This is a genomic window from Mycobacterium hainanense (assembly GCF_041890355.1).
GTDB classification, from domain to species: Bacteria; Actinomycetota; Actinomycetes; order Mycobacteriales; family Mycobacteriaceae; genus Mycobacterium; species Mycobacterium hainanense.
This window is the reverse complement of record NZ_CP169059.1, coordinates 5,450,350-5,469,409: the sequence shown is the minus strand read 5'-3', so window position 1 is coordinate 5,469,409 and position 19,060 is coordinate 5,450,350. Positions and strand designations below refer to the sequence as shown.

16 protein-coding genes are annotated in these 19,060 nt (G+C 69.3%); 13 read left to right on the top strand and 3 right to left on the bottom strand.

The annotated features are described in order from the left end of the window. Positions 1 to 247: 247 nt before the first annotated feature. Positions 248 to 1,777 (top strand): fatty-acid--CoA ligase FadD4, encoded by a 1,530-nt coding sequence (gene fadD4 / locus ACEL92_RS25765; protein WP_374023387.1) that lies wholly within the window; start codon positions 248 to 250, stop codon positions 1,775 to 1,777. A gap of 3 nt (positions 1,778 to 1,780) precedes the next feature. Further along, positions 1,781 to 2,728 carry an enoyl-CoA hydratase/isomerase family protein gene (locus ACEL92_RS25760; protein ID WP_374023386.1) on the top strand — a complete coding sequence of 316 codons (948 nt, stop codon included), beginning with the start codon at positions 1,781 to 1,783 and terminating at the stop codon, positions 2,726 to 2,728. 18 nt (positions 2,729 to 2,746) lie between these two features. Here ACEL92_RS25760 and ACEL92_RS25755 read toward each other — a convergent pair whose 3' ends face one another. Further along, positions 2,747 to 3,232 (bottom strand): CD225/dispanin family protein, encoded by a 486-nt coding sequence (locus ACEL92_RS25755; protein ID WP_374023385.1) that lies wholly within the window; start codon positions 3,230 to 3,232, stop codon positions 2,747 to 2,749. A gap of 119 nt (positions 3,233 to 3,351) precedes the next feature. Next, positions 3,352 to 4,524, bottom strand: coding sequence for an acyl-CoA dehydrogenase family protein (locus ACEL92_RS25750; protein ID WP_374023384.1), 1,173 nt, complete (start codon positions 4,522 to 4,524; stop codon positions 3,352 to 3,354). Positions 4,525 to 4,533: 9 nt separating this feature from the next. On the opposite strand from ACEL92_RS25750, the gene ACEL92_RS25745 reads away from it, so the two are divergent. Genes ACEL92_RS25745 through ACEL92_RS25735 form a run of 3 tightly spaced genes read left to right on the top strand, consistent with a single transcriptional unit; the run spans position 4,534 to position 8,043 of the window. After that, positions 4,534 to 5,538: a MaoC family dehydratase gene (locus tag ACEL92_RS25745; protein ID WP_374023383.1), complete on the top strand. Its 1,005-nt coding sequence runs from the start codon at positions 4,534 to 4,536 to the stop codon at positions 5,536 to 5,538. 16 nt (positions 5,539 to 5,554) lie between these two features. After that, the gene (locus ACEL92_RS25740; RefSeq protein WP_374023382.1) at positions 5,555 to 6,745 is read left to right on the top strand and encodes a CoA transferase; all 1,191 of its coding nucleotides are present in this window, start codon (positions 5,555 to 5,557) and stop codon (positions 6,743 to 6,745) included. Then, positions 6,739 to 8,043 carry an amidohydrolase family protein gene (locus tag ACEL92_RS25735; RefSeq protein ID WP_374023381.1) on the top strand — a complete coding sequence of 435 codons (1,305 nt, stop codon included), beginning with the start codon at positions 6,739 to 6,741 and terminating at the stop codon, positions 8,041 to 8,043. Before ACEL92_RS25740 ends, ACEL92_RS25735 begins: the two co-directional genes overlap by 7 nt. 7 nt (positions 8,044 to 8,050) lie before the next feature. Here the strand turns inward: ACEL92_RS25735 and ACEL92_RS25730 are convergent, their stop codons facing one another. Next, the gene (locus ACEL92_RS25730; RefSeq protein ID WP_374023380.1) at positions 8,051 to 8,950 is read right to left on the bottom strand and encodes an alpha/beta hydrolase; all 900 of its coding nucleotides are present in this window, start codon (positions 8,948 to 8,950) and stop codon (positions 8,051 to 8,053) included. Positions 8,951 to 9,038: 88 nt separating this feature from the next. Here ACEL92_RS25730 and ACEL92_RS25725 point away from each other — a divergent pair, with 88 nt between their 5' ends. The 8 genes from ACEL92_RS25725 (at position 9,039) to ACEL92_RS25690 (ending at position 19,038) form a co-directional block, all read left to right on the top strand. After that, on the top strand, positions 9,039 to 9,875 hold the full coding sequence (locus ACEL92_RS25725; protein ID WP_374023379.1) for an alpha/beta fold hydrolase: 837 nt from the start codon (positions 9,039 to 9,041) through the stop codon (positions 9,873 to 9,875). A gap of 156 nt (positions 9,876 to 10,031) precedes the next feature. Continuing rightward, a complete protein-coding gene (locus ACEL92_RS25720; RefSeq protein ID WP_374023378.1) occupies positions 10,032 to 12,143 on the top strand; it encodes a molybdopterin oxidoreductase family protein in 2,112 nt (703 codons plus the stop codon). Positions 12,144 to 12,148: 5 nt separating this feature from the next. Continuing rightward, the gene (locus tag ACEL92_RS25715) at positions 12,149 to 12,502 is read left to right on the top strand and encodes a molybdopterin oxidoreductase (RefSeq protein WP_374023377.1); all 354 of its coding nucleotides are present in this window, start codon (positions 12,149 to 12,151) and stop codon (positions 12,500 to 12,502) included. A 17-nt stretch (positions 12,503 to 12,519) separates the two neighbouring features. Continuing rightward, positions 12,520 to 15,033 (top strand): nitrite reductase large subunit NirB, encoded by a 2,514-nt coding sequence (gene nirB, locus ACEL92_RS25710; protein ID WP_374023376.1) that lies wholly within the window; start codon positions 12,520 to 12,522, stop codon positions 15,031 to 15,033. Next, a complete protein-coding gene (locus ACEL92_RS25705; protein ID WP_374023375.1) occupies positions 15,030 to 15,353 on the top strand; it encodes a Rieske (2Fe-2S) protein in 324 nt (107 codons plus the stop codon). Before nirB ends, ACEL92_RS25705 begins: the two co-directional genes overlap by 4 nt. Positions 15,354 to 15,545: 192 nt before the next feature. After that, complete coding sequence (locus tag ACEL92_RS25700; RefSeq protein ID WP_374023374.1) at positions 15,546 to 16,214, top strand: SAM-dependent methyltransferase; 669 nt, start codon at positions 15,546 to 15,548, stop codon at positions 16,212 to 16,214. A gap of 188 nt (positions 16,215 to 16,402) precedes the next feature. Beyond that, positions 16,403 to 17,584 (top strand): alpha/beta hydrolase fold domain-containing protein, encoded by a 1,182-nt coding sequence (locus tag ACEL92_RS25695; RefSeq protein ID WP_374023373.1) that lies wholly within the window; start codon positions 16,403 to 16,405, stop codon positions 17,582 to 17,584. 44 nt (positions 17,585 to 17,628) lie between these two features. Next, a complete protein-coding gene (locus tag ACEL92_RS25690; RefSeq protein ID WP_374023372.1) occupies positions 17,629 to 19,038 on the top strand; it encodes a wax ester/triacylglycerol synthase family O-acyltransferase in 1,410 nt (469 codons plus the stop codon). The last annotated feature ends 22 nt before the right edge of the window (positions 19,039 to 19,060 follow it).

Below are 19,060 nucleotides of genomic sequence, written 5' to 3'. Positions count from 1 at the left end.
GTCGTAGACGCCGAGTCGGCCGGTCGGGGTGCAGCACGCCACGGATGCGGACAGGCGCTCGTCCACGCGAACCTCCGTACGGAACTGGCCGCAGCGAAGGCCGGCATCGTTTAAGGAAGGGTACCCCAAGGCGATCTGCGTTGCTGGGCGCTGATCGCGTCATCGCAGTGGGTGCCGCGGTGTGGGACCCGTCGTCGACCCACCACCACTTGACACCCGTCAAGTTTTTCGGCGGTACAGTCTGCGCATGCAGATTCGCGAGTACCTGGGCACCGGCAAGCCCGCCATCATTCTTCACCCGTCCGGCACGGTCATCACCTTCGACGAGCTCGAGGCGCGGGCCAACCGGCTGGCCCACTACTTTCGGCGGGCCGGCCTCGTGGAGGGCGACGCCGTCGCGATCCTGATGGAGAACAACGAACACATCCATGCGGTGATGTGGGCGGCGCGGCGCAGCGGCCTGTACTACGTGCCGATCAACACCCACCTGACCGCGGCCGAGGCCGCCTACATCATCGACAACAGCGCCGCCAAGGGCATTATCGGGTCGGCGGCGCTACGCAAGACGTGCGAGAACCTGGCCGAGCATCTTCCCGGCGGCCTGCCCGGGCTGCTGCTTTTCGCCGTGGAAGAGGGAGAGGCTGACCTCGGGGGCTGGCAGCGCTACCCCGAATGCGTTGCGGGCGAGCCCGATACCCCGATCGACGAGGAACGCGAGGGCGACCTGCTGCAGTACTCGTCGGGCACCACCGGCCGCCCCAAAGGGATCAAACGCGAACTGCCGCACGTTCCGCCGTCCGAGGCGCCCGGCATGATGTCGACGCTAGTGAGCTTCTGGATGACCCCGGACTCGATCTACCTCAGCCCGGCGCCGCTGTATCACACGGCTCCCTCGGTGTGGTCGATGAGCGCGCAGGCCGGCGGAGTCACGACGGTGGTGTTGGAGAAATTCGATGCGCAGGGCTGCCTCGACGCCATCCAGCGACACCGCGTCACACACGGCCAGTTCGTCCCGGCGATGTTCACCCGCATGCTGAAATTGCCTGCGGCGGTTCGTGATTCCTATGACCTGTCCAGCCTGCAGCGGGTGATGCACGCGGCGGCGCCGTGTCCGGTGGAGATCAAGAAGCAGATGATGGACTGGTGGGGGCCGATCATCGACGAGTACTACGCCTCCTCCGAGGCGCACGGGTCGACGTTGATCACCGCCGAGGAGTGGCTGGCGCACCCCGGTTCGGTCGGCAAACCCATGGGGGGCGCCGTGCACATCCTCGACGAGAACGGCAACGAGTTGCCGCCAGGGCAGGCCGGTGAAATCTACTTCGAGGGTGGCTCGTCGTTCGAATACCTCAACGACCCGACGAAAACCGCGGCCTCCCGCGACAAACACGGCTGGGCCACCGTCGGCGACATCGGCTACCTCGACAAGGAGGGATACCTGTACCTGACCGACCGGCGCCACCACATGATCATCTCGGGCGGGGTGAACATCTACCCGCAGGAGGCCGAGAACCTCTTGGTCACCCACCCGAAAGTGCTGGACGCGGCGGTGTTCGGGGTACCCGACGACGAGATGGGGCAACGCGTGCTGGCCGCCGTGCAGACCGTGAACCCGGGCGACGCCACCGACGAGTTCGGCGACGAGCTGCTCGGCTGGCTGCGAGACCGCTTGGCGCACTACAAGTGTCCGAGATCCATCGCGTTCGAGGCGCAACTGCCGCGTACCGACACCGGCAAGCTCTACAAGAACGGGCTGATCGAGAAATACTCGGTGTGATCCATGCTCGAGGTGGTGGACCTGGCGAGCCCGCCGGATGCCGGCCCCGCGGCGCCGCCGGGGATGATCGTGGCGCACGGCGCCGCTTCCGACTTCGCCCGCTGTGAATCCTGGCTGGACGCAGCGACTTTCACCCTCACCGAGGACCACTGTGCCGATCGTCGGGTGATCACCGTCGAGTCGGTGCCGGACGCGCTCGCCGAGCTGACCGCGCGCTGTCACCGTTGGCCGCTGGCCAGCAGCGTCTGTGACGACGTGCTGCGTGGGGTGGTACCCGGCGGCCCGGCGCTGGCCGGCGTGGTGACCGAATCGCTGGCTTACTCGACTTTGCAGGCCGGTCCTGAATTCGCGCGCTGGCTCAGCGAACGCGGTCCCGCCCGGATGCCCGACATCGCCGACCCGGTGCTGGCCGAGCGGGACGGCGACACCCTGCGCATCGCGTTCAACCGGCCGCAGCGCCACAATGCGTTTTCCACCGATGCCCGCGCGGCGCTGCTGGAGGCGTTGACCGTCGCGCTACTGGACCCTTCCGTGACCGGGATCGTGTTGCGCGGCAACGGACCGTCGTTCTGTAGCGGGGGTGACCTCGCCGAGTTCGGCACCTTCGCCGACCCCGCGAGCGCTCACCTGGCCCGCACCAGGCACAGCCCCGCGCTGGCGCTCGACGCGCTCACCGCCCGGTTCGGTCGCGCGTGCCGGGCAGAGGTGCACGGCCGCGTGCTGGGCAGCGGGCTGGAGATGGCGTCGTTCTGTGGATGGGTGGTCGCGCGGGTGGATTCGGTATTCGGGCTACCCGAACTCCAGCTCGGGCTGATCCCCGGCGCCGGCGGGACGTTCAGCATCACCCGCCGCATCGGCCGATGGCGCACCGCCTATCTCGTGCTGTCCGGGCGCACCATCGACACCGACACCGCGCTGGCCTGGAGCCTGGTGGACGCGACCCGCGACTAACGAACGCCTAAAGCGTTGTCAGAAGCCGGAATACGTCGTGGTGGTGGTCGACGGCAGGTTGGATACGGCGATCACGCCGATGGCCACGTAAAGGATCACCATGATCACGGCGAACACGCCACCGGCGACCGCGCCGATGATGGCCCATTTCTTGGCATTGTCGGCGGCGGCCTGCGCCTCGGCGTACCGTCCCTGTGACCAGAGTCCGGACACCTTGGTGGAGTACACGATCGACACGATTCCGAACGGCAGGCAGCACAGCACGGTGCACAGGATGGCCCAGACGAGGTAGTTGTCCGGCTCCTGCTGGCCCGGCCAGCCCGGTTGCGGCGCCGGCCAACCCGGCTGCTGGGCCGGCCAACCCGGCTGCTGTCCCGGCCAACCCGGTGGCTGGCCCTGCCCACCCGGCGGCTGCCCCTGCCATTCCGGCTGCTGCCCCTGCCATTCCGGCTGCTGACCCTGCCATTCCGGCGAGCCTTCGTAGGGCCCTGGGGGATAACTCATGGCAGCCGACTTTCTTTCGTCGCAGTGACTTTTACTCCCGCGCCGCTTTGCGGGTGCCAGAAGTCAGGCAAATATACAGCACACCAGGGCGTCAAGCCCGCACATTCCCGGTCTCCCGCTCAGATGCCACCGCGCGCGACGAGCTGCCCGGCGATCACGTTGCGCTGGATCTCGTTGGTGCCTTCGCCGACGATCATCAGGGGCGCGTCGCGGAAGTAGCGCTCCACGTCGTATTCGCAGGAGTAGCCGTAGCCGCCGTGGATCCGCACGGCGTTCAACGCGATCTCCATCGCCACTTCGGAGGCGAACAGTTTGGCCATGCCCGCCTCCATGTCGCAGCGCTCGCCGCTGTCGTACCGCTCGGCGGCGTAGCGGGTGAGCTGACGGGCGGCGGTCAACTTGGTTGCCATGTCGGCCAAATAGTTGCCCACCGACTGATGCTGCCAAATCGGCCGCCCGAAGCTTTCCCGCTGCTGGGCGTAGGCCAGCGCGTCCTCGAGCGCCGCGGTGCCCACGCCCAGCGCCCGGGCGGCGACCTGGATGCGACCCGTCTCCAGGCCCTTCATCATTTGCGAAAACCCCTCGCCCGTCCGGCCGCCCAACACCGCCGACTCCGGCGCCAAGAAGTCGTCGAAGGACAGCTCGCAGGATTCGACGCCCTTGTAGCCCAGCTTGGGCAGGTCGCGCGAGACCGTCAGGCCCGGGCCGTGCTGGACGAGCACGATCGAGATGCCCTTATAGCGCGGCGTGGCACCCGGATCGGTCTTGCAGAGCAGCGCGATCAGATCGGACCGCCGGGCGTTGCTGATCCATGTCTTGGCGCCGTTGATCCGCAGGCGGCCGGGGGCGCCCTCGACAGGCACGGCGGTGGTCGTCATGTTCTGCAGGTCCGAACCGCCGCCCGGCTCCGTCAACGCCATGGTGGCCCGCAGCTGGCCGGTCGCCATCGCCGGCAGGTAGGCCCGCTTCTGTTCCTCGGTGCCGAACAGAGTCAGCAGCTTCGCCACCACGGTGTGGCCGCCCATCGCCCCGGCCAGGCTCATCCACCCGCGGGCCAGTTCCTCGGTGACCCGCACGTAGCACGGCATGGACACGGGCGAACCGCCGTACTCCTCGGGAATGGCCAGCCCGTAGATGCCGATCCGCTTCATCTGCTCGATCCACGCCTCGGGATAGGTGTTGGCGTGTTCGACCTCACGGACGGTCGGTTTGACGTCGCGGTCGATGAACGCCCGCACCGTAGCGACCAGCATCTCTTCTTCGTCGTTCAGCTCACTTCTCACGTGTGCCATATTGGCCCCGTGACATATGCGCATGTGCGGGAGGGCGGACCCTACTTCGACGACCTCTCGGTCGGTCAGGTCTTCGACTGGGCACCGGCGGCCACGCTGTCATCGGGGTTGGCTGCCGCGCACCAGGCGATCGTGGGGGATCGGCTGCGGCTCGCCCTGGACGCCGGGCTCTGCAGCGCCGTCACCGGCCTGGCCGGCCCGCTGGCGCATCCGGCGCTGGTCTGCGACGTGGCGATCGGGCAGTCGACGCTGGCCACCCAGCGCGTCAAGGCCAACCTGTTCTACCGCGGGCTGAGGTTCCACCGGTTCCCGGTCATCGGCGATTCCCTCTACACCCGCACGGAAGTGGTTGGCCTGCGGGCGAACTCGCCCAAGCCGGGCCGCGCGCCGACCGGGATGGCGGCCCTGCGGATGACCACCGTCGACCAGGACGACCGGCCGGTGCTCGACTTCTACCGATGCGGCATGCTGCCCGCCGGGCCCGATTGGCGGCCCGACGGGGCGCCGCACGACGACCTGTCCAGGATCGGGGCCGACGCGTCGGTCCCCGCCGACCCGACCGCGGACTGGGACGGCGAGGCGTTCCGGGACAAGGTGCCCGGCCCGCACTTCGACCCGGGCCTGGCCGGCGCGGTGCTGCACAGCACCGGCGACGTCGTGACCAGCGCGCCGGAGCTCGCCCGGCTCACCCTGAATATCGCTGCCACCCATCATGATTCGCGGGTCGGCGGGCGCCGGCTGGTGTACGGCGGGCACACCATCGGGCTGGCGCTCGCGCAGGCGAGCCGGATGCTGCCCAACCTGGTGACGGTGCTGGGTTGGGAATCCTGCGATCACACCGGTCCCGTGCACGAGGGCGACACCCTCTACAGCGAGTTGCACATCGAGTCCGCCGAGCCGACCCGACAGGGCGGCGAGCTGCGACTGCGGTCGTTGGTCCATGCCGTGAGCGACGTGGCGGACGAGCCGGACCGGGCGGTGCTGGACTGGCGATTCAGCGCGCTCCAGTTCTAAGACCGCCACGCGCACAATGGGGGGCGTGAGCTCGGCGACGTCGACGTGGGGGAGCAGCGGGCTGGCCTACCTGACCGGCCTGCCGGGCGGGCCGCCCGACTTCTCCCGCGCGAACGTGCTCATCCACGCCCAGCGGGTGGCCACGGCCGTCGGCGAGCAGTTGGGCGTCGCGATCGACGCAGCCGACCTGCTCGCCGGGCGGGCCGCGTTGCTGGGCCTGACGCGCGGCGGCCGAGCCTCCGCCGGCGGCGCAACCCGGTTGCTGGCGGCCGCCGACGGTTGGTGCGCGATCACGCTGTCGCGCCCCGACGACGCCGCCGCCGTGCCCGCGCTGGTGCAGACCGACCGCGTGGGGGCGGACCCGTGGCCGGCGTTGCGGCGCTGGGCGACAACGCATGCGCGCTCCGCCGTTGTCGAGCGCGCGAGCCTGCTCGACATCCCGGCTGCGGCCCTGGGCGAGGCCGTGGCCGCGGCGCCGCGGATCCGGCCGAGGGGTGCCCGCGGACCGGCGCGCGGGGTCGGCGGCCTGCTGGTCGCCGACCTGTCCTCCATGTGGGCCGGCCCGCTCTGCGGGCAGCTGCTGGCCCTGGCCGGGGCGACGGTCGTCAAAGTCGAGAGCCCGCGCCGCCCCGACGGCACCCGCGGCGGCAACCAGGCATTCTTCGACTGGATGAACGGTGAAAAGCTTTCGTATTGCGTCGATTTCGACGCCCAAGCGGACGAATTGCGGGCGCTGCTCACCGCCGCCGACATCGTTATCGAAGGCTCGCGACCCGCGGCGTTGGCCCGGCGCCGGCTCGGGCCGGACGACATCGAGCCGGGACACGGGCGAATCTGGTTGCGCATCAACGGCTATGGCGGCACCAGGCCGGCATTCGGTGACGATGCCGCGGTGGCCGGTGGTTTGGTCGGCGTCGCCGCCGACGGGCCGGTGTTCTGCGCCGATGCCATCGCCGATCCGCTGACGGGACTGGAGGCGACGCGGGTGGTCATCGATTCGCTGGGCCGCGGCGGTGGTGAACTCATCGAGGTTTCGATGGCCGCCGTCGCCGCCGGCTATGCAGTGCTGCCGACGCAGGCGTCGGTGTCGAACCGGCCGGCGCCGCCCCCTCGAGTTCCCCCTACGGGGCACCCGGCGGCGCGGCTGGGCGCCGACAACGAGGCCGTGCGCCGGATGGCGGCCGAAAGGAGCTGCCCGCGATGCTGATTCGGCGTGCGACGCTGCTGGACGGGACGACCACCGATATCCGGCTCGGCGAGCGCATCGACGAAATGGGGGACGGTCTGGTTGCCGAGAGCGGCGAGGGCGTGCTCTACGCCGGCGGGGGCACCGTCCTGCCCGGCCTGCACGACCACCACGTGCACGTGCGCTCGGCCGCCTCCGCGCTGGATTCGTTCTTCGTCGGGCCGCCCGGTGTCAGCACGAAAGCCGAACTGACGCAACTGCTGTCGAACGCGACGCCGGGCCCCGACGGTTGGGTTCGCGCCATCGGCTACCACGAGTCGGTCGCCGGCGATCTGGACCGGCACGCGCTGGACGCCATCGTGCGCAGCGCCCCGGTGCGCATCCAGCACCGCAGCGGTGTGCTGTGGATCCTGAACTCGGAGGCGCTAGGCCGGATCGGGCTTTCCGACCATCCCGACGGTCGCCTGCGCAGCGCGGACCACGGCTGGTCGGACCTGCTGCAGCGGCGCGAGAGCGACCTGGCGGAGCTGAGCCGGCGAATCACCGCGACCGGCGTCACCGGTGTCACCGACGCCACCCCCGACCTCGACGCCGACGACATGGTGTCACTCGTGGTGGCGCACCGGCACGGCGAATTCCGGCCACGGCCGAGTTTCCTGTCCCCCGGCAAGATCATCCTGCACGACGACCGCCTCGACCTGGACGCCCTGACGGACTTTATCGCCTGCCACCACCGCGCGGGACGGCCCGTCGCCGTGCATTGCGTGACCGCGGCCCAACTGGTGGTCACCATCGCCGCCCTGCGCGCGGCCGGCAGCCATCCCGACGATCGCATCGAGCACGCCGCCATCGTGCCCCAGGACAACCTGGCCGACCTCGCCGAGCTCGGTGTCACGGTGGTGACGCAACCCAACCTCGTCGCCGAGCGCGGCGATCACTACCTCGCCGACGTCCCCGCGGCTGAGCATCCGCAGCTGTGGCGGGTCGCCTCCCTGCTGGAGGCGACGGTGCCGGTGGCCCTGTCCACCGACATGCCGTTCGGCCACGGCGACCCGTGGACGGCGATGCGCGCCGCCGTCTACCGCACCACCCCCAGCGGCGCCGTCCTGAACGCCAACGAATGTGTCTCGGCCCGAGAGGCTTTGACGATGTTCCTGGGCAGGCCGGACCGGCCGCGCCAGCCGCGCACCGTGGCGGTCGGAGAACCGGCGGACCTCTGTGTGCTGAGCGAGCCGCCGGCGACCGCGCTGGCCGAGCTGGACGCCGGCATGGTGGCGGCCACCATCATCGGCGGCGAACTCGTCTACTTCTCGATGTGACCGGCGATCACGGCGCCGTGGCCAGGGCGGCGCGCAGCATTGCGCACTGACTGTCGAAAAAGCGCTGCGACACTTGGGCTTTGGGGAAGATGAGGTCGAAGCCGTGGAAGGCGCCCGGGACCGTCTCGACCTGGCACGGCACCCCGGCGGCCGTCAGCCGCTCCGCGTAGGCCAGGTCCTCATCGTGGAACAAGTCGTGCGTGCCGACCCCGATCCAGGCCGGCGGCAGCCCGCTGAGGTCGTCGCGGCGTCCCGGCACCGCGACCCGCGGGTCGGCGCCCGCGAGATAGGCCGACCAGCCGAACTGGTTGCTGCGGTTGTCCCACAGCCGGTAGTTCGAACTCGGGGCGGTCGCCGAACTCCGGTCATCGAGCATCGGATACGTCAGCAGCTGGAACGCGGGGCTCACCTCGGCGCGGTCGCGGGCCAGCAGCGCCAGGGCCGCGGCCAGGCCGCCGCCGGCGCTGGCCCCACCGATGGCCACCCGATACCGGTCCACCGACGGCAAACCGGCCAGCCAGGTCAGCGCCGAATAGCAGTCTTCCAGCGGAGCCGGATACGGATGTTCGGGCGCCAGGCGGTATTCCACCGAGGCGACGGTGATGCCCAACCGGCGGCTGAACCCTCTGCAGAGCCGGTCGTCCTGCTCGGCGCTGCCGATCACGTATCCGCCGCCGTGGATCCACAGCAGCGCCGGGGCCGGTTCGGCCACGCCGACCGGCCGGAACAGCCGCACACCGGCCCCCGAACCCAGCGTGATCACCTCGACGTCGCGGACGGGCTTGGTGAGGCGGTTGCGCAGCGCCATTGCGGCCCGCATCAGCGGCAGGGTCCGAGGACCGACGAGCCGGCGCGGGGCGAATCGGGCGATCCGGCGCAGGTCAGGGTGAACATCGGTGTTCGGCACCGCATCAGTATCACCGACGCGGAGAACCCGGCGGCCTGCTATCAGTGATATGCGTTGGATCGGACGGCTCAGACTTTGGGGAGGCAACGTGACCGCGAACGCCCCGAGGCTCGTCGCGCGGTTCGTCGACACCGCGCTCGGCAGGATCCGCGTGCAGGTCAGCCCGGGCACCGGCCCGGCGGTGCTGCTGTGGCCCAGCCTGCTGATGACCGGGGACCTGTGGGCCGGCCAGGCCGCGAGGTTCGGTGCCAGCCACCGCCTGGTGCTGATCGATCCGCCCGGCCACGGCGGCAGCGAGCCGCTGCGGTCAGCCTTCACGTTCACCGACTGCGCCCGCTGCGTCGTCGACCTGCTGGACGGGCTCGGCATCGACAAGGCCCACTTCGTCGGGAACTCCTGGGGCGGCATGATCGGCGCCACGTTCGCGGCCCGGCATTCCGATCGCCTCGACCGCGCCGTCCTGATGAACTGCACGGCGTCGAAGGCCGGCGCCGTGCAGAAGGCGAAATACGCGGCCATGTTGCGCGCGGCGGCGGTGCTGGGCGGCATCCGGCCGCCGCTGACGCGGTCGGCCATGCGCGCCTTCCTCGGCCCGACGACGCTGCGCACCCGCCCGGACGTCGTCGAGACCGTGCGCGCCAGCCTGCGGGCGGTCGACATCGATTCGGCGCGTTGGGCCGTGCGCAGCGTGGTTCCCGCCCGGCCCGACCAGCACGCGCTGCTGCGAACCATCTCGGCCCCGGTCCTGGTGGTCGCCGGGGCCGAGGACGCCACCTTCCCCGTCGCGGAGACACGGGCCATGGCGGAGTCGATCCCCGGCGCGTCGTTTCGCGTCCTCGACGGCATCGCACACCTCGCGGCGCTGGAAGACCCGGCCCGGGTGAACGACCTGCTGGAGGCTTACTGGAGCGGCTCGGCGCGGTGAGGCCCCGGTAGTCCCTCGGACAATCCACCGCAATACCTCCGAAACACGCCGCACGTAGCTTCGGCTACGAAGGGCCGATCGGGAGGCGACATGGGAGGTCTGAAATGCGGGGCCGGCGGAATGCGCGCCGGCCCTTCAGTTAAGCGGTGATCGCCGATGGCGCCGGCGCCGACGAAAACGCACTGCCCGTATTGCTCGTTGCAATGCGGGATCACGCTCGACACATCGGGGGGTCGTGTCGAGCTCGCTGCGCAGCGTGACTTTCCCACCAATCGCGGTGGGCTGTGCGCAAAGGGATGGACCGCGGCTGACCTGCTGGATCACCCGGACCGCTTGATGAGTCCACTGATTCGCGGCGACCGCGATTCTCCGTTGCGACGGGCCAGCTGGAACGAGGCGCTGGAACGGGTCGTCGCTGCCTTCCAGCGGGCGCAGCGCGACCACGGACCGGGTGCTGTGGGCTGCTTCGGCGGCGGCGGACTGACCAACGAAAAGGCCTACCAGTTAGGCAAGTTCGCGCGTGTTGCGCTGCGCACTTCGGCGATCGACTACAACGGCCGGTTCTGCATGTCGTCGGCGGCCGCGGCGACCAACCGCTCGTTCGGCATCGACCGCGGATTGCCGTTCCCGCTGGCCGATATCGCGCAGGCGGACGTGATCCTGCTGGTCGGCAGCAACCCCGCCGAGACTATGCCGCCGGCAATGCAGTTCTTCGACGAGGGCCGTGACCGCGGCGCCAAGCACATCGTCGTGGACCCGCGGCGCACCGCGACCGCGGCTCGGGCCGACCTCCACCTGCAGCCCGTTCCCGGCACCGACCTGGCGCTGGCCAACGGCATGCTCAATGTCATTGCCCGCGAGGGCCTTATCGACGAGGAATACATTTCTCAACGCACCACCGGCTTCGAGGCGGTGCGCCGGGGCGTGCGCCTCTACTGGCCGGACAGGGTCGAACGGATCACCGGCGTGCCCGAGAACGACATCGTCGCCGCGGCGCGGATGCTCGCCAAGGCCGATCGCGCGATGATTTTGACCGCCCGCGGCGCCGAGCAACACAGCTCCGGCACCGACACGGCGCAAGCCTTCATCAATCTCGCTCTTGCGCTGGGCTTGCCAGGCCGTCCGTTCAGCGGGTTCGCCACCATCACGGGCCAGGGCAACGGGCAGGGCGGCCGCGAACACGGGCAGAAGTGCGACCAGCTTCCGGGATATCGCAGACTCGACGACCCGGTCGCGCGGGCCCACGTGGCACGGGTATGGGGAATCAACCCCGCCGACCTCCCCGCATCGGGCCAATCCGCGTACGAAATGCTCAGCGGAATAGGCAGTTCCGGCGGCGTCCGCGCGATGTGGGTCCTGGCATCCAACATCGCGGTGTCGGCGCCGAACGCGCTGCACGTGGCCGAGAAACTCAAGGCGCTCGACTTCTTGGTGGTCTCCGACATCTTCTTGTCCGAGACCGCCGCACTGGCCGACGTGGTGCTGCCCACCACGCAATGGGCCGAGGAGTCGGGCACCATGACCAATCTGGAGGGCCGCGTCATAATGCGTCGTGCCGCGATCGCGGCGCCCGGCGACGTGCGTTCCGACCTCGACGTGATGGCCGACCTGGCGAAGCGGCTGGGGGTCCAAGGGTTTTCGGCTGATCCTCGGGAGGTATTCGAGGAGCTGTCACGAGCTAGCCAGGGCGGCAATGCCGACTACCGCGGGATCAGCTACGAACGAATCGCGGACGGCCACGGGGTGTTCTGGCCGTGCCCGTCCGCGATGTACCCCGACACCCCTCGGCTGTTCGCCGAGGACTTCCCGACGCCCGACCGGCGCGCGCACTTTCATGTGACCGAACAACAGGGTGCGGCGGAACTGCCTGATGACGACTACCCGTACTACCTCACGACCGGGCGCGTGTTGCGCCAATACCAATCCGGCACCCAAACCCGCAGAGTCGCCGCCCTTGCCGACGGCGACGACGGACCGGTGGCCCAGCTGCATCCCACGCTGGCGCAACGGGTGGGAGTGGCCGAGGGGGAGAAGGTCCGTTTGACCACCCGCCGGGGCGAGGTCGTAATGATCGCCCGAATGGACCGCGGCATCCGGCCGGACACCGTCTTCGCGCCGTTCCACTGGGGCGGTGCGGCGTGCATCAACCGGCTGACGAATCCGGAACTGGACCCGCACTCCCGGATGCCGTCGTTCAAGGTTTGTGCGGTCGCAGTGTCCGCGGCCGCCACCGACGCCGAGCCAGTCACAGCAACGGAGGGAGATTGAAACGTATGGGTGACGACAGCACGCCTCGATTCCTGCAGGGCGCCTTCACATTCGACGGCAAGGGCTACGACGCGCCGGCGCTGCTCGACGCCTCGCTGCGGTACGTGGTGCCGGCGGGCGCGACTGCCCAGCTGGTCTACTTCCGCGGCGGGAACAGCACGGACGAGCTGATCACGATCGTGTTGATGCGCGACGGCGCTCCGATGCGCTACTTCCCGATCGGCGCCAAAGACGCCGTGCACGTGCCGCTGCGGGTCGTTGAAGACCTGCTCGCCGACACCGTACTCGAGGTCTTCGTCGCCGCGCCCGACGGATTCAGCGGCACGGTGTTCGTCGACATCGGCCTGGTCGAGATCTAGTCACCGAAGGAAGCCGCATGACACTCATGGCCAAACCCGAGACAAACGGCCACAATTCGATCCGTCAGGCAGCCCTGGTGGTGATCGGCAACGGCATGGCGGGCGCCCGCGCCCTCGAGGAGATCCTGGCCCGCGGCGGGGGCGAGCGATTCGCCATCACCGTGTTCGGCGACGAGCCCTACGGCAACTACAACCGGATCCTCCTGTCGAACGTGCTGGCCGGTTCCGACGACGTCGACGAGATTTACCTCAACCCGTTGGACTGGTACGCCGACAACGACATTGACGTGCGGGCGGGGGTGCGAGTGGTGCGCATCGACCCCTTCGCGCATCTGGTGCACGCCGACGACGGCACCACCGTGCGCTACGACAAGCTGATCCTGGCCACCGGCAGCCGGTCGTTCTTCCCGCCGGTGGACGGCATCTGGCTGGACGACAAGACGCTTACCCCCGGCGTGTTCGGGTTCCGCACCCTCGACGACTGCCGGGCGATGATCGACTTCGCCGAAGGACGCAGCAAGGCCGCCGTCATCGGCGGAGGACTGCTGGGTCTGGAGGCCGCGCGGGGGTTGCAGAACCGCGGCCTTCAAGTCGGCGTCGTGCAGGGCGGCCCCGCCTTGATGAACGCCCAACTCGACGACCAGGGCAGCGGGATACTGCGGCGCCTCGTCGAGGCGGTGGGCATCGAGGTGCACACCGGCAAACGAACCACCCGACTGCTCACCGACGGCGGGCTGCCGACGGCGATCGAGTTCGCCGACGGCGGCCGGCTGCCCTGCGACATGCTAGTGATGGCGGCGGGCATCCGGCCCAACGTCGGACTGGCCGCGCGTGCCGGCCTGACGGTGGAACGCGCGATCGTCGTCGACGACCACATGCGATCGGTCGACGACGACGACATCTACGTGGTGGGCGAGTGCGCACAACACCGCGGCCAGGTTTACGGCCTGGTTGCGCCCCTATGGGAGCAGGCCACCGTGCTTGCCGAGCATCTAACCGGCGTCAATCCCCGTGCGGCATACCATGGTTCGCGCACCGCCACCAAGCTGAAGGTCGCCGGTGTGGATGTGGCGTCGATGGGGATCAAAAGTCCCGAACGCGACGACGACGAGTTCGTGCAGTACTCCGAGCCCCGGCGTGGCGTCTACAAGACCGTGGTGGTGCGCGACGACAAGCTGGTGGGGGCCACGCTGGTCGGCGACGTCAGCAAGGTGGCCTTCCTGATGCAGGCCTTCGACCGTGGGCTGCCGCTGCCACCCGAGCGCGTCTCGCTGATGTTCGACATCGGCGGCGCGCCGGACGAGGCCACCGGGGCCGCAGAATTGTCCGACGACGCGCAGGTGTGCAACTGCAACGGCGTGAACAAAGCCACCATTGTCGGCTGCGTCAAGGGCGGCCAGACGTCGGTCGAGGGCGTGATGTCGGCAACCCGGGCAGGCAAAGGCTGTGGCTCGTGCAAGGGCCTGGTCGCCCAGATCGTCGAGTGGGCCGCCGATGGTGCGGTTTCCGAAGACGCCGAAGCGAATTGGTACGTGCCCGGCGTGCCTTATGAGAAACCGGAGTTGATGCGCAAGATCCGTGAGCTCGGATTGCACTCGGTCTCGTCGGTCTTCGCCGCGCTGGCACCGGAAGGTCGCGAGGACGCCGGATCCAAGATGGCGCTGGCTTCACTGCTGCACATGATGTGGGGCGACGAATACGTCGACGAGCGCGACGGCCGCTTCATCAACGACCGGGTACACGCCAACATTCAGCGCGACGGCACCTTCTCCGTGGTGCCGCAGCTGAAGGGCGGGGTGACGAGCTCCGAGCAGCTGCGCAAGATCGCGGACGTCGCGGACAAGTACCGGATCCCGATGATCAAGCTCACCGGCGGCCAGCGCATCGATCTGCTCGGCGTGCGCAAGGAGGACTTGCCGTCGGTCTGGTCGGATCTCGGGATGCCGTCCGGGTATGCCTACGGCAAGAGCTTCCGCACCGTGAAAACCTGTGTGGGAAGCGATTTCTGCCGATACGGTGTCGGCGATTCCACGGCGCTGGGCATCGCGATCGAGGAGCGCTTCCAAGGGATACCCAGCCCCGGCAAGATGAAGTTGGCCGTGACCGGCTGCCCGCGTAACTGCGCCGAAGCGCTGTGCAAGGACGTCGGTGTCGTCGCGATCGAGGGCGGGCAATGGCAGATCTACGTGGGCGGAGCGGCCGGCTCACACGTCCGCAAAGGCGATCTGCTCGCCACCGTGGACACCCATGACGAGGTGATCACGCTGACCGGGCGCTTCCTGCAGTACTACCGCGAGAACGCCAACTGGCTCGAGCGCACCTATGACTTCGTGCCCCGGGTGGGCATCGACCGGATCCGGGGCATCGTCGTCGACGACAGCGACGGCATCGCCGGCGAGCTGGACGCACACATGCAGAAGTCGGTCGACTCCTACCGCGACCCGTGGGCCGACGGCCGAAATCCCGCCACGGTCAACCAGTTCCGGTCATCGCTGCCGCTCATTCCACTCCCGCAGGTGCCGGTGCGATGAGCGAGGTCAGCCTAGGCCCGGTGGACCAGATACCCCTCGGGGAGGGCCGCACGTTCGTCGTCGACGGACGGCAGATCGCGGTATTCCGGCTACGTGACGGCTCGCTGCGCGCGCTGGACGCCGTGTGCCCGCACCGCGGCGGCCCGCTGGCCGACGGGCTCATCGACACGCGGGTGGTCATCTGCCCGTTGCACGGCTTCACCTACGAGCTCGCGTCCGGGTGCGAGGTCGCGAACGGCGGGGAACCGGTCACCGCCTATCCCGTCCACGCCGACGACGGGACGGTGCACCTGTCAGTCCCCGGCAAAGTTCACGCTTGATTGCTGAACCATTCCGCTCCCCGCCGCGTACCCCAAAGGCGGTGGATTAGCCGAACGAAGATCGGGGTATCGGTGGAATGCTGGCGAGCGCGGCATGCGTCAGCGTGCAGGCTGTTGCTGGTGCGTCGTCGCAACGTCCCTCACCGGGACCGAGCAAGGGTCGCCCGGTCGGGCAGGACGCGAGGGACGTGAATGCTGGGTCATCTCTACGATCAGGCACTCGACGGCGAGCGATGTTGGATTCGCCACGACGACGGGGAGCTGCGGCCGCTCCCGGCGCACCGATGGTTGGGGGTGCGATGTCCCGACGATGTATGTCCCGGTGATGGATCTGAGGACGCCTTCGACGAAGCCTTCGACGAAGCCGTCACCCAGATGTGCACCGGGCCGACAATCGAATTGGGTTGCGGGCCGGGCCGATTGGTGGCCCGGCTGATTCAGCGGGGCATACCGGCCCTGGGCATCGACCGCTCCGTGACGGCGATCCGGCTGGCGGGCCGCGGCGGCGCGCCGGCCCTGCTGGGTGACGTGTTCGACCCGCTGCCCGGCATGGGTCTTTGGCAGACGGTATTGCTGGTCGACGGCAACGTCGGCCTCGGCGGGGACCCGTGCCGCATCCTGGGCCGGGCGGCCGAGTTGCTGACGCGAGGCGGGCGGTGTGTCGCCGAGTTCGACGCCGAGAACATCGGCATCCGTGCGCGCTGGGTGCGGCTGGAGTCCGCGTGCGAGGTCGGCCCCTGGTTTCGGTGGGCGTCGGTCGGCGTGGACAGTGCCGCAGCGCTCGCCGCGCAGGCCGGCCTGACGCTGAGCGGTTTCCGTTTGATCGGCGGTCGCGTGATCGCGTGCCTGGCGGCCATGTGAGCGTGTCGCGGCCGGCCGTCGCGCCCGCGAGTGGCAAACGCCGACGCCGCTCCCACCATGTCGGATCGGCACATGGCAACCACGGCCCGGGCGTCTCGTCGGCGGCGCGCGGTGGGTCGACGCAAACGTCAGTTTCGGACCCGGCGCCGGGGGTACGCTGCCCTGACACGACGGCAAGGAGGCCGAGTATGACATCGTGCGCGAAATGGTTGCTGCGGGCGCGTCCCGGCGACTACGCCCTGGCCTTGAGCGTCGCGGGAGCTTCGCTTCCAGTCGTCGGCAAGCACCTCGAGCCCCTGGGCGGCCTCACCGCGATGGGCATCTGGGGCGCCCGGCACGCCCCCGATTTCCTGTCGGGATTGACCAAGCCGCGTCAGGCGAAGGAAGCCGCCGAATCGCTGCGCCCTGACGACGCCAGCGTTCAGGATCTGTCCGTCGCGGCCCTGCGGGGCATCGTCTCGGCCGCCGACCTGGAGCGGGAATGGCCCGCGGCGGTGCGCACGCCGCCGATCTGGGACGCGATGCGTCAGCGCCGCTACCTTTACCGCCGCGCGGTCCACTACGGCGACCACCCCGCGCAGGTGCTCGATGTCTGGCGCCGCAAGGACCTGCCCGCGCAGCCCGCGCCGGTGCTCATCTTCGTCCCGGGCGGCGCCTGGGTGCACGGCAAGGCGATGGGTCAGGGCTCGGCCCTGATGTCCCGGTTGGCCGAGCAGGGGTGGGTGTGCCTGGCGATCGATTACCGCGTCGCCCCGCACCACCGCTGGCCGCGGCACATCATCGACGTCAAGACGGCCATCGCGTGGGCGCGCGCCAACGTCGACAAGTTCGGCGGCGACCGCGATTTCGTCGCGGTGGCGGGGTGTTCCGCCGGCGGCCACCTGTCCGCGTTGGCCGGGCTCACCCCCGACGACCCGCAATACCACGCGAAGCTGCCCGAAGGGGCCGACACCTCGGTGGACGCCGTCGTCGGCATCTACGGCCGCTACGACTGGGAAGACCGGTCGACCCGCGAGCGGGACCGGTTCGTCGACTTCCTGGAGCGGGTAGTGGTCCAGCGCAGGGTGGACCGCCACCCCCAGGTCTTCCGCGACGCGTCGCCGATAGCGCGCGTGCATCGAAATGCGCCGCCGTTCTTGGTGATTCACGGCAGCAAGGACACCGTCATTCCCGTCGAGCAGGCGCGCAGCTTCGTGGACCGGATGCGGGCGGTATCGCATTCGATGGTGGGCTACCTGGAGCTGCCCGGCGCGGGCCACGGCTACGACCTCATCGACGGGGAACGGGCGGGTGCCGCGGCGTACGCGACTTCGCTGTTCCTCAACCAGGTTTACCGCACCAAGACAAACGCGGCCAAAGAGGTTATCTGAACCGCCCCCGCTGAGTATGGTCCCTTTATGGGTAAGGGGCAGCGGTGAAACGGCTGAGCGGGTGGGACGCGGTCTTGCTTTATAGCGAGACGCCGAACGTGCACATGCACACCATCAAAGCCGCTGTGATCGAACTCGATTCCGATCGCCTTGACTTCGGTATCGACGCCTTCCGGGAAGTCATCCGCGGCCGCCTGGGCAAGCTGGAGCCGTTCTGCTATCAGCTCGTCGAGATCCCGTTCAAGCTCCACCACCCGATGTGGCGGGAGCACTGCGACGTGGACCTGAACTACCACATCCGCCCGTGGCGGCTGCCCGCGCCGGGCGGCCGGCGCGAACTGGACGAGGCCATCGGGCGCATCGCCAGCACGCCATTGGACCGCAGCCGCCCGCTGTGGGAGATGTACTTCGTCGAAGGCCTGGCGAACAACCGCATCGCGGTGGTCGGCAAGATCCATCACGCGCTGGCCGACGGCGTCGCCTCGGCCAACCTGCTGGCCCGCGGCATGGACATCCAGCCCGCGCCCGAGGGCGGCCCGTATGTGTCCGACCCGCCGCCCAGCACCGGGCAGTTGATGGGCTCGGCGTTCGCCGACCACCTGCGTCACGTCGGGCGGATCCCGGCGACGATCCGCTACACCGCGCAGGGTCTGGGCCGGGTGCGCCGCAGCTCGCGCAAGCTGTCCCCGGAGTTGAGCCGGCCGTTCGAACCGCCGCCGACCTTCATGAACCACAAGATCACCCCGGAGCGCCGGTTCGCCACCGCCACCCTGGCGCTGGCCGACGTCAAGGAGACCGGGAAGCGGCTGGGCGCGACGATCAACGACATGGTGCTCGCCATGGCGACCGGCGCGCTGCGCACCCTGCAGCTGCGCTACGACGGCGAGGCCGTTCCGCTGCTGGCGTCGGTGCCGATGAGCTTCGACTTCTCGCCGGAGCGGATCTCGGGCAATCGCTTCACCGGTGTGCTGGTGGGCCTGCCGACCAATTCCGACGATCCGCTGGAGCGGGTGCAGTGCAGTCACGAGAACGCGATCGCCGCCAAGGAGAGCAACCAGCTGATGGGGCCGGAGCTGGTCAGCCGCTGGGCGGCCTACATGCCGCCGGCGCCCACCCAGGCCTTCTTCCGGTGGGCGGCCGGCCGCGACGGGCACAACAAGATCCTCAACCTGAACATCTCCAACGTGCCCGGTCCGCGTGAGCGCGGCCGGGTGGGCGGCGCGCTGGTCACCGAGATCTACTCGGTGGGCCCGTTGACCGCCGGCAGCGGCCTCAACATCACCGTGTGGAGCTACGTGGACCAGCTCAACATCTCGGTGCTTTCCGACGGTGCCACGCTCAAGGACCCGCATGAGGTGACGGAGGCCATGGTCGCTGACTTCATCGAAATACGCAGGGCCGCAGGGCTTTCCGAAGAGCTGACGGTCATCGAGGCCGCGATGGCGCCAGCCTGAGGGCCCTGCCGGAAACGGGACT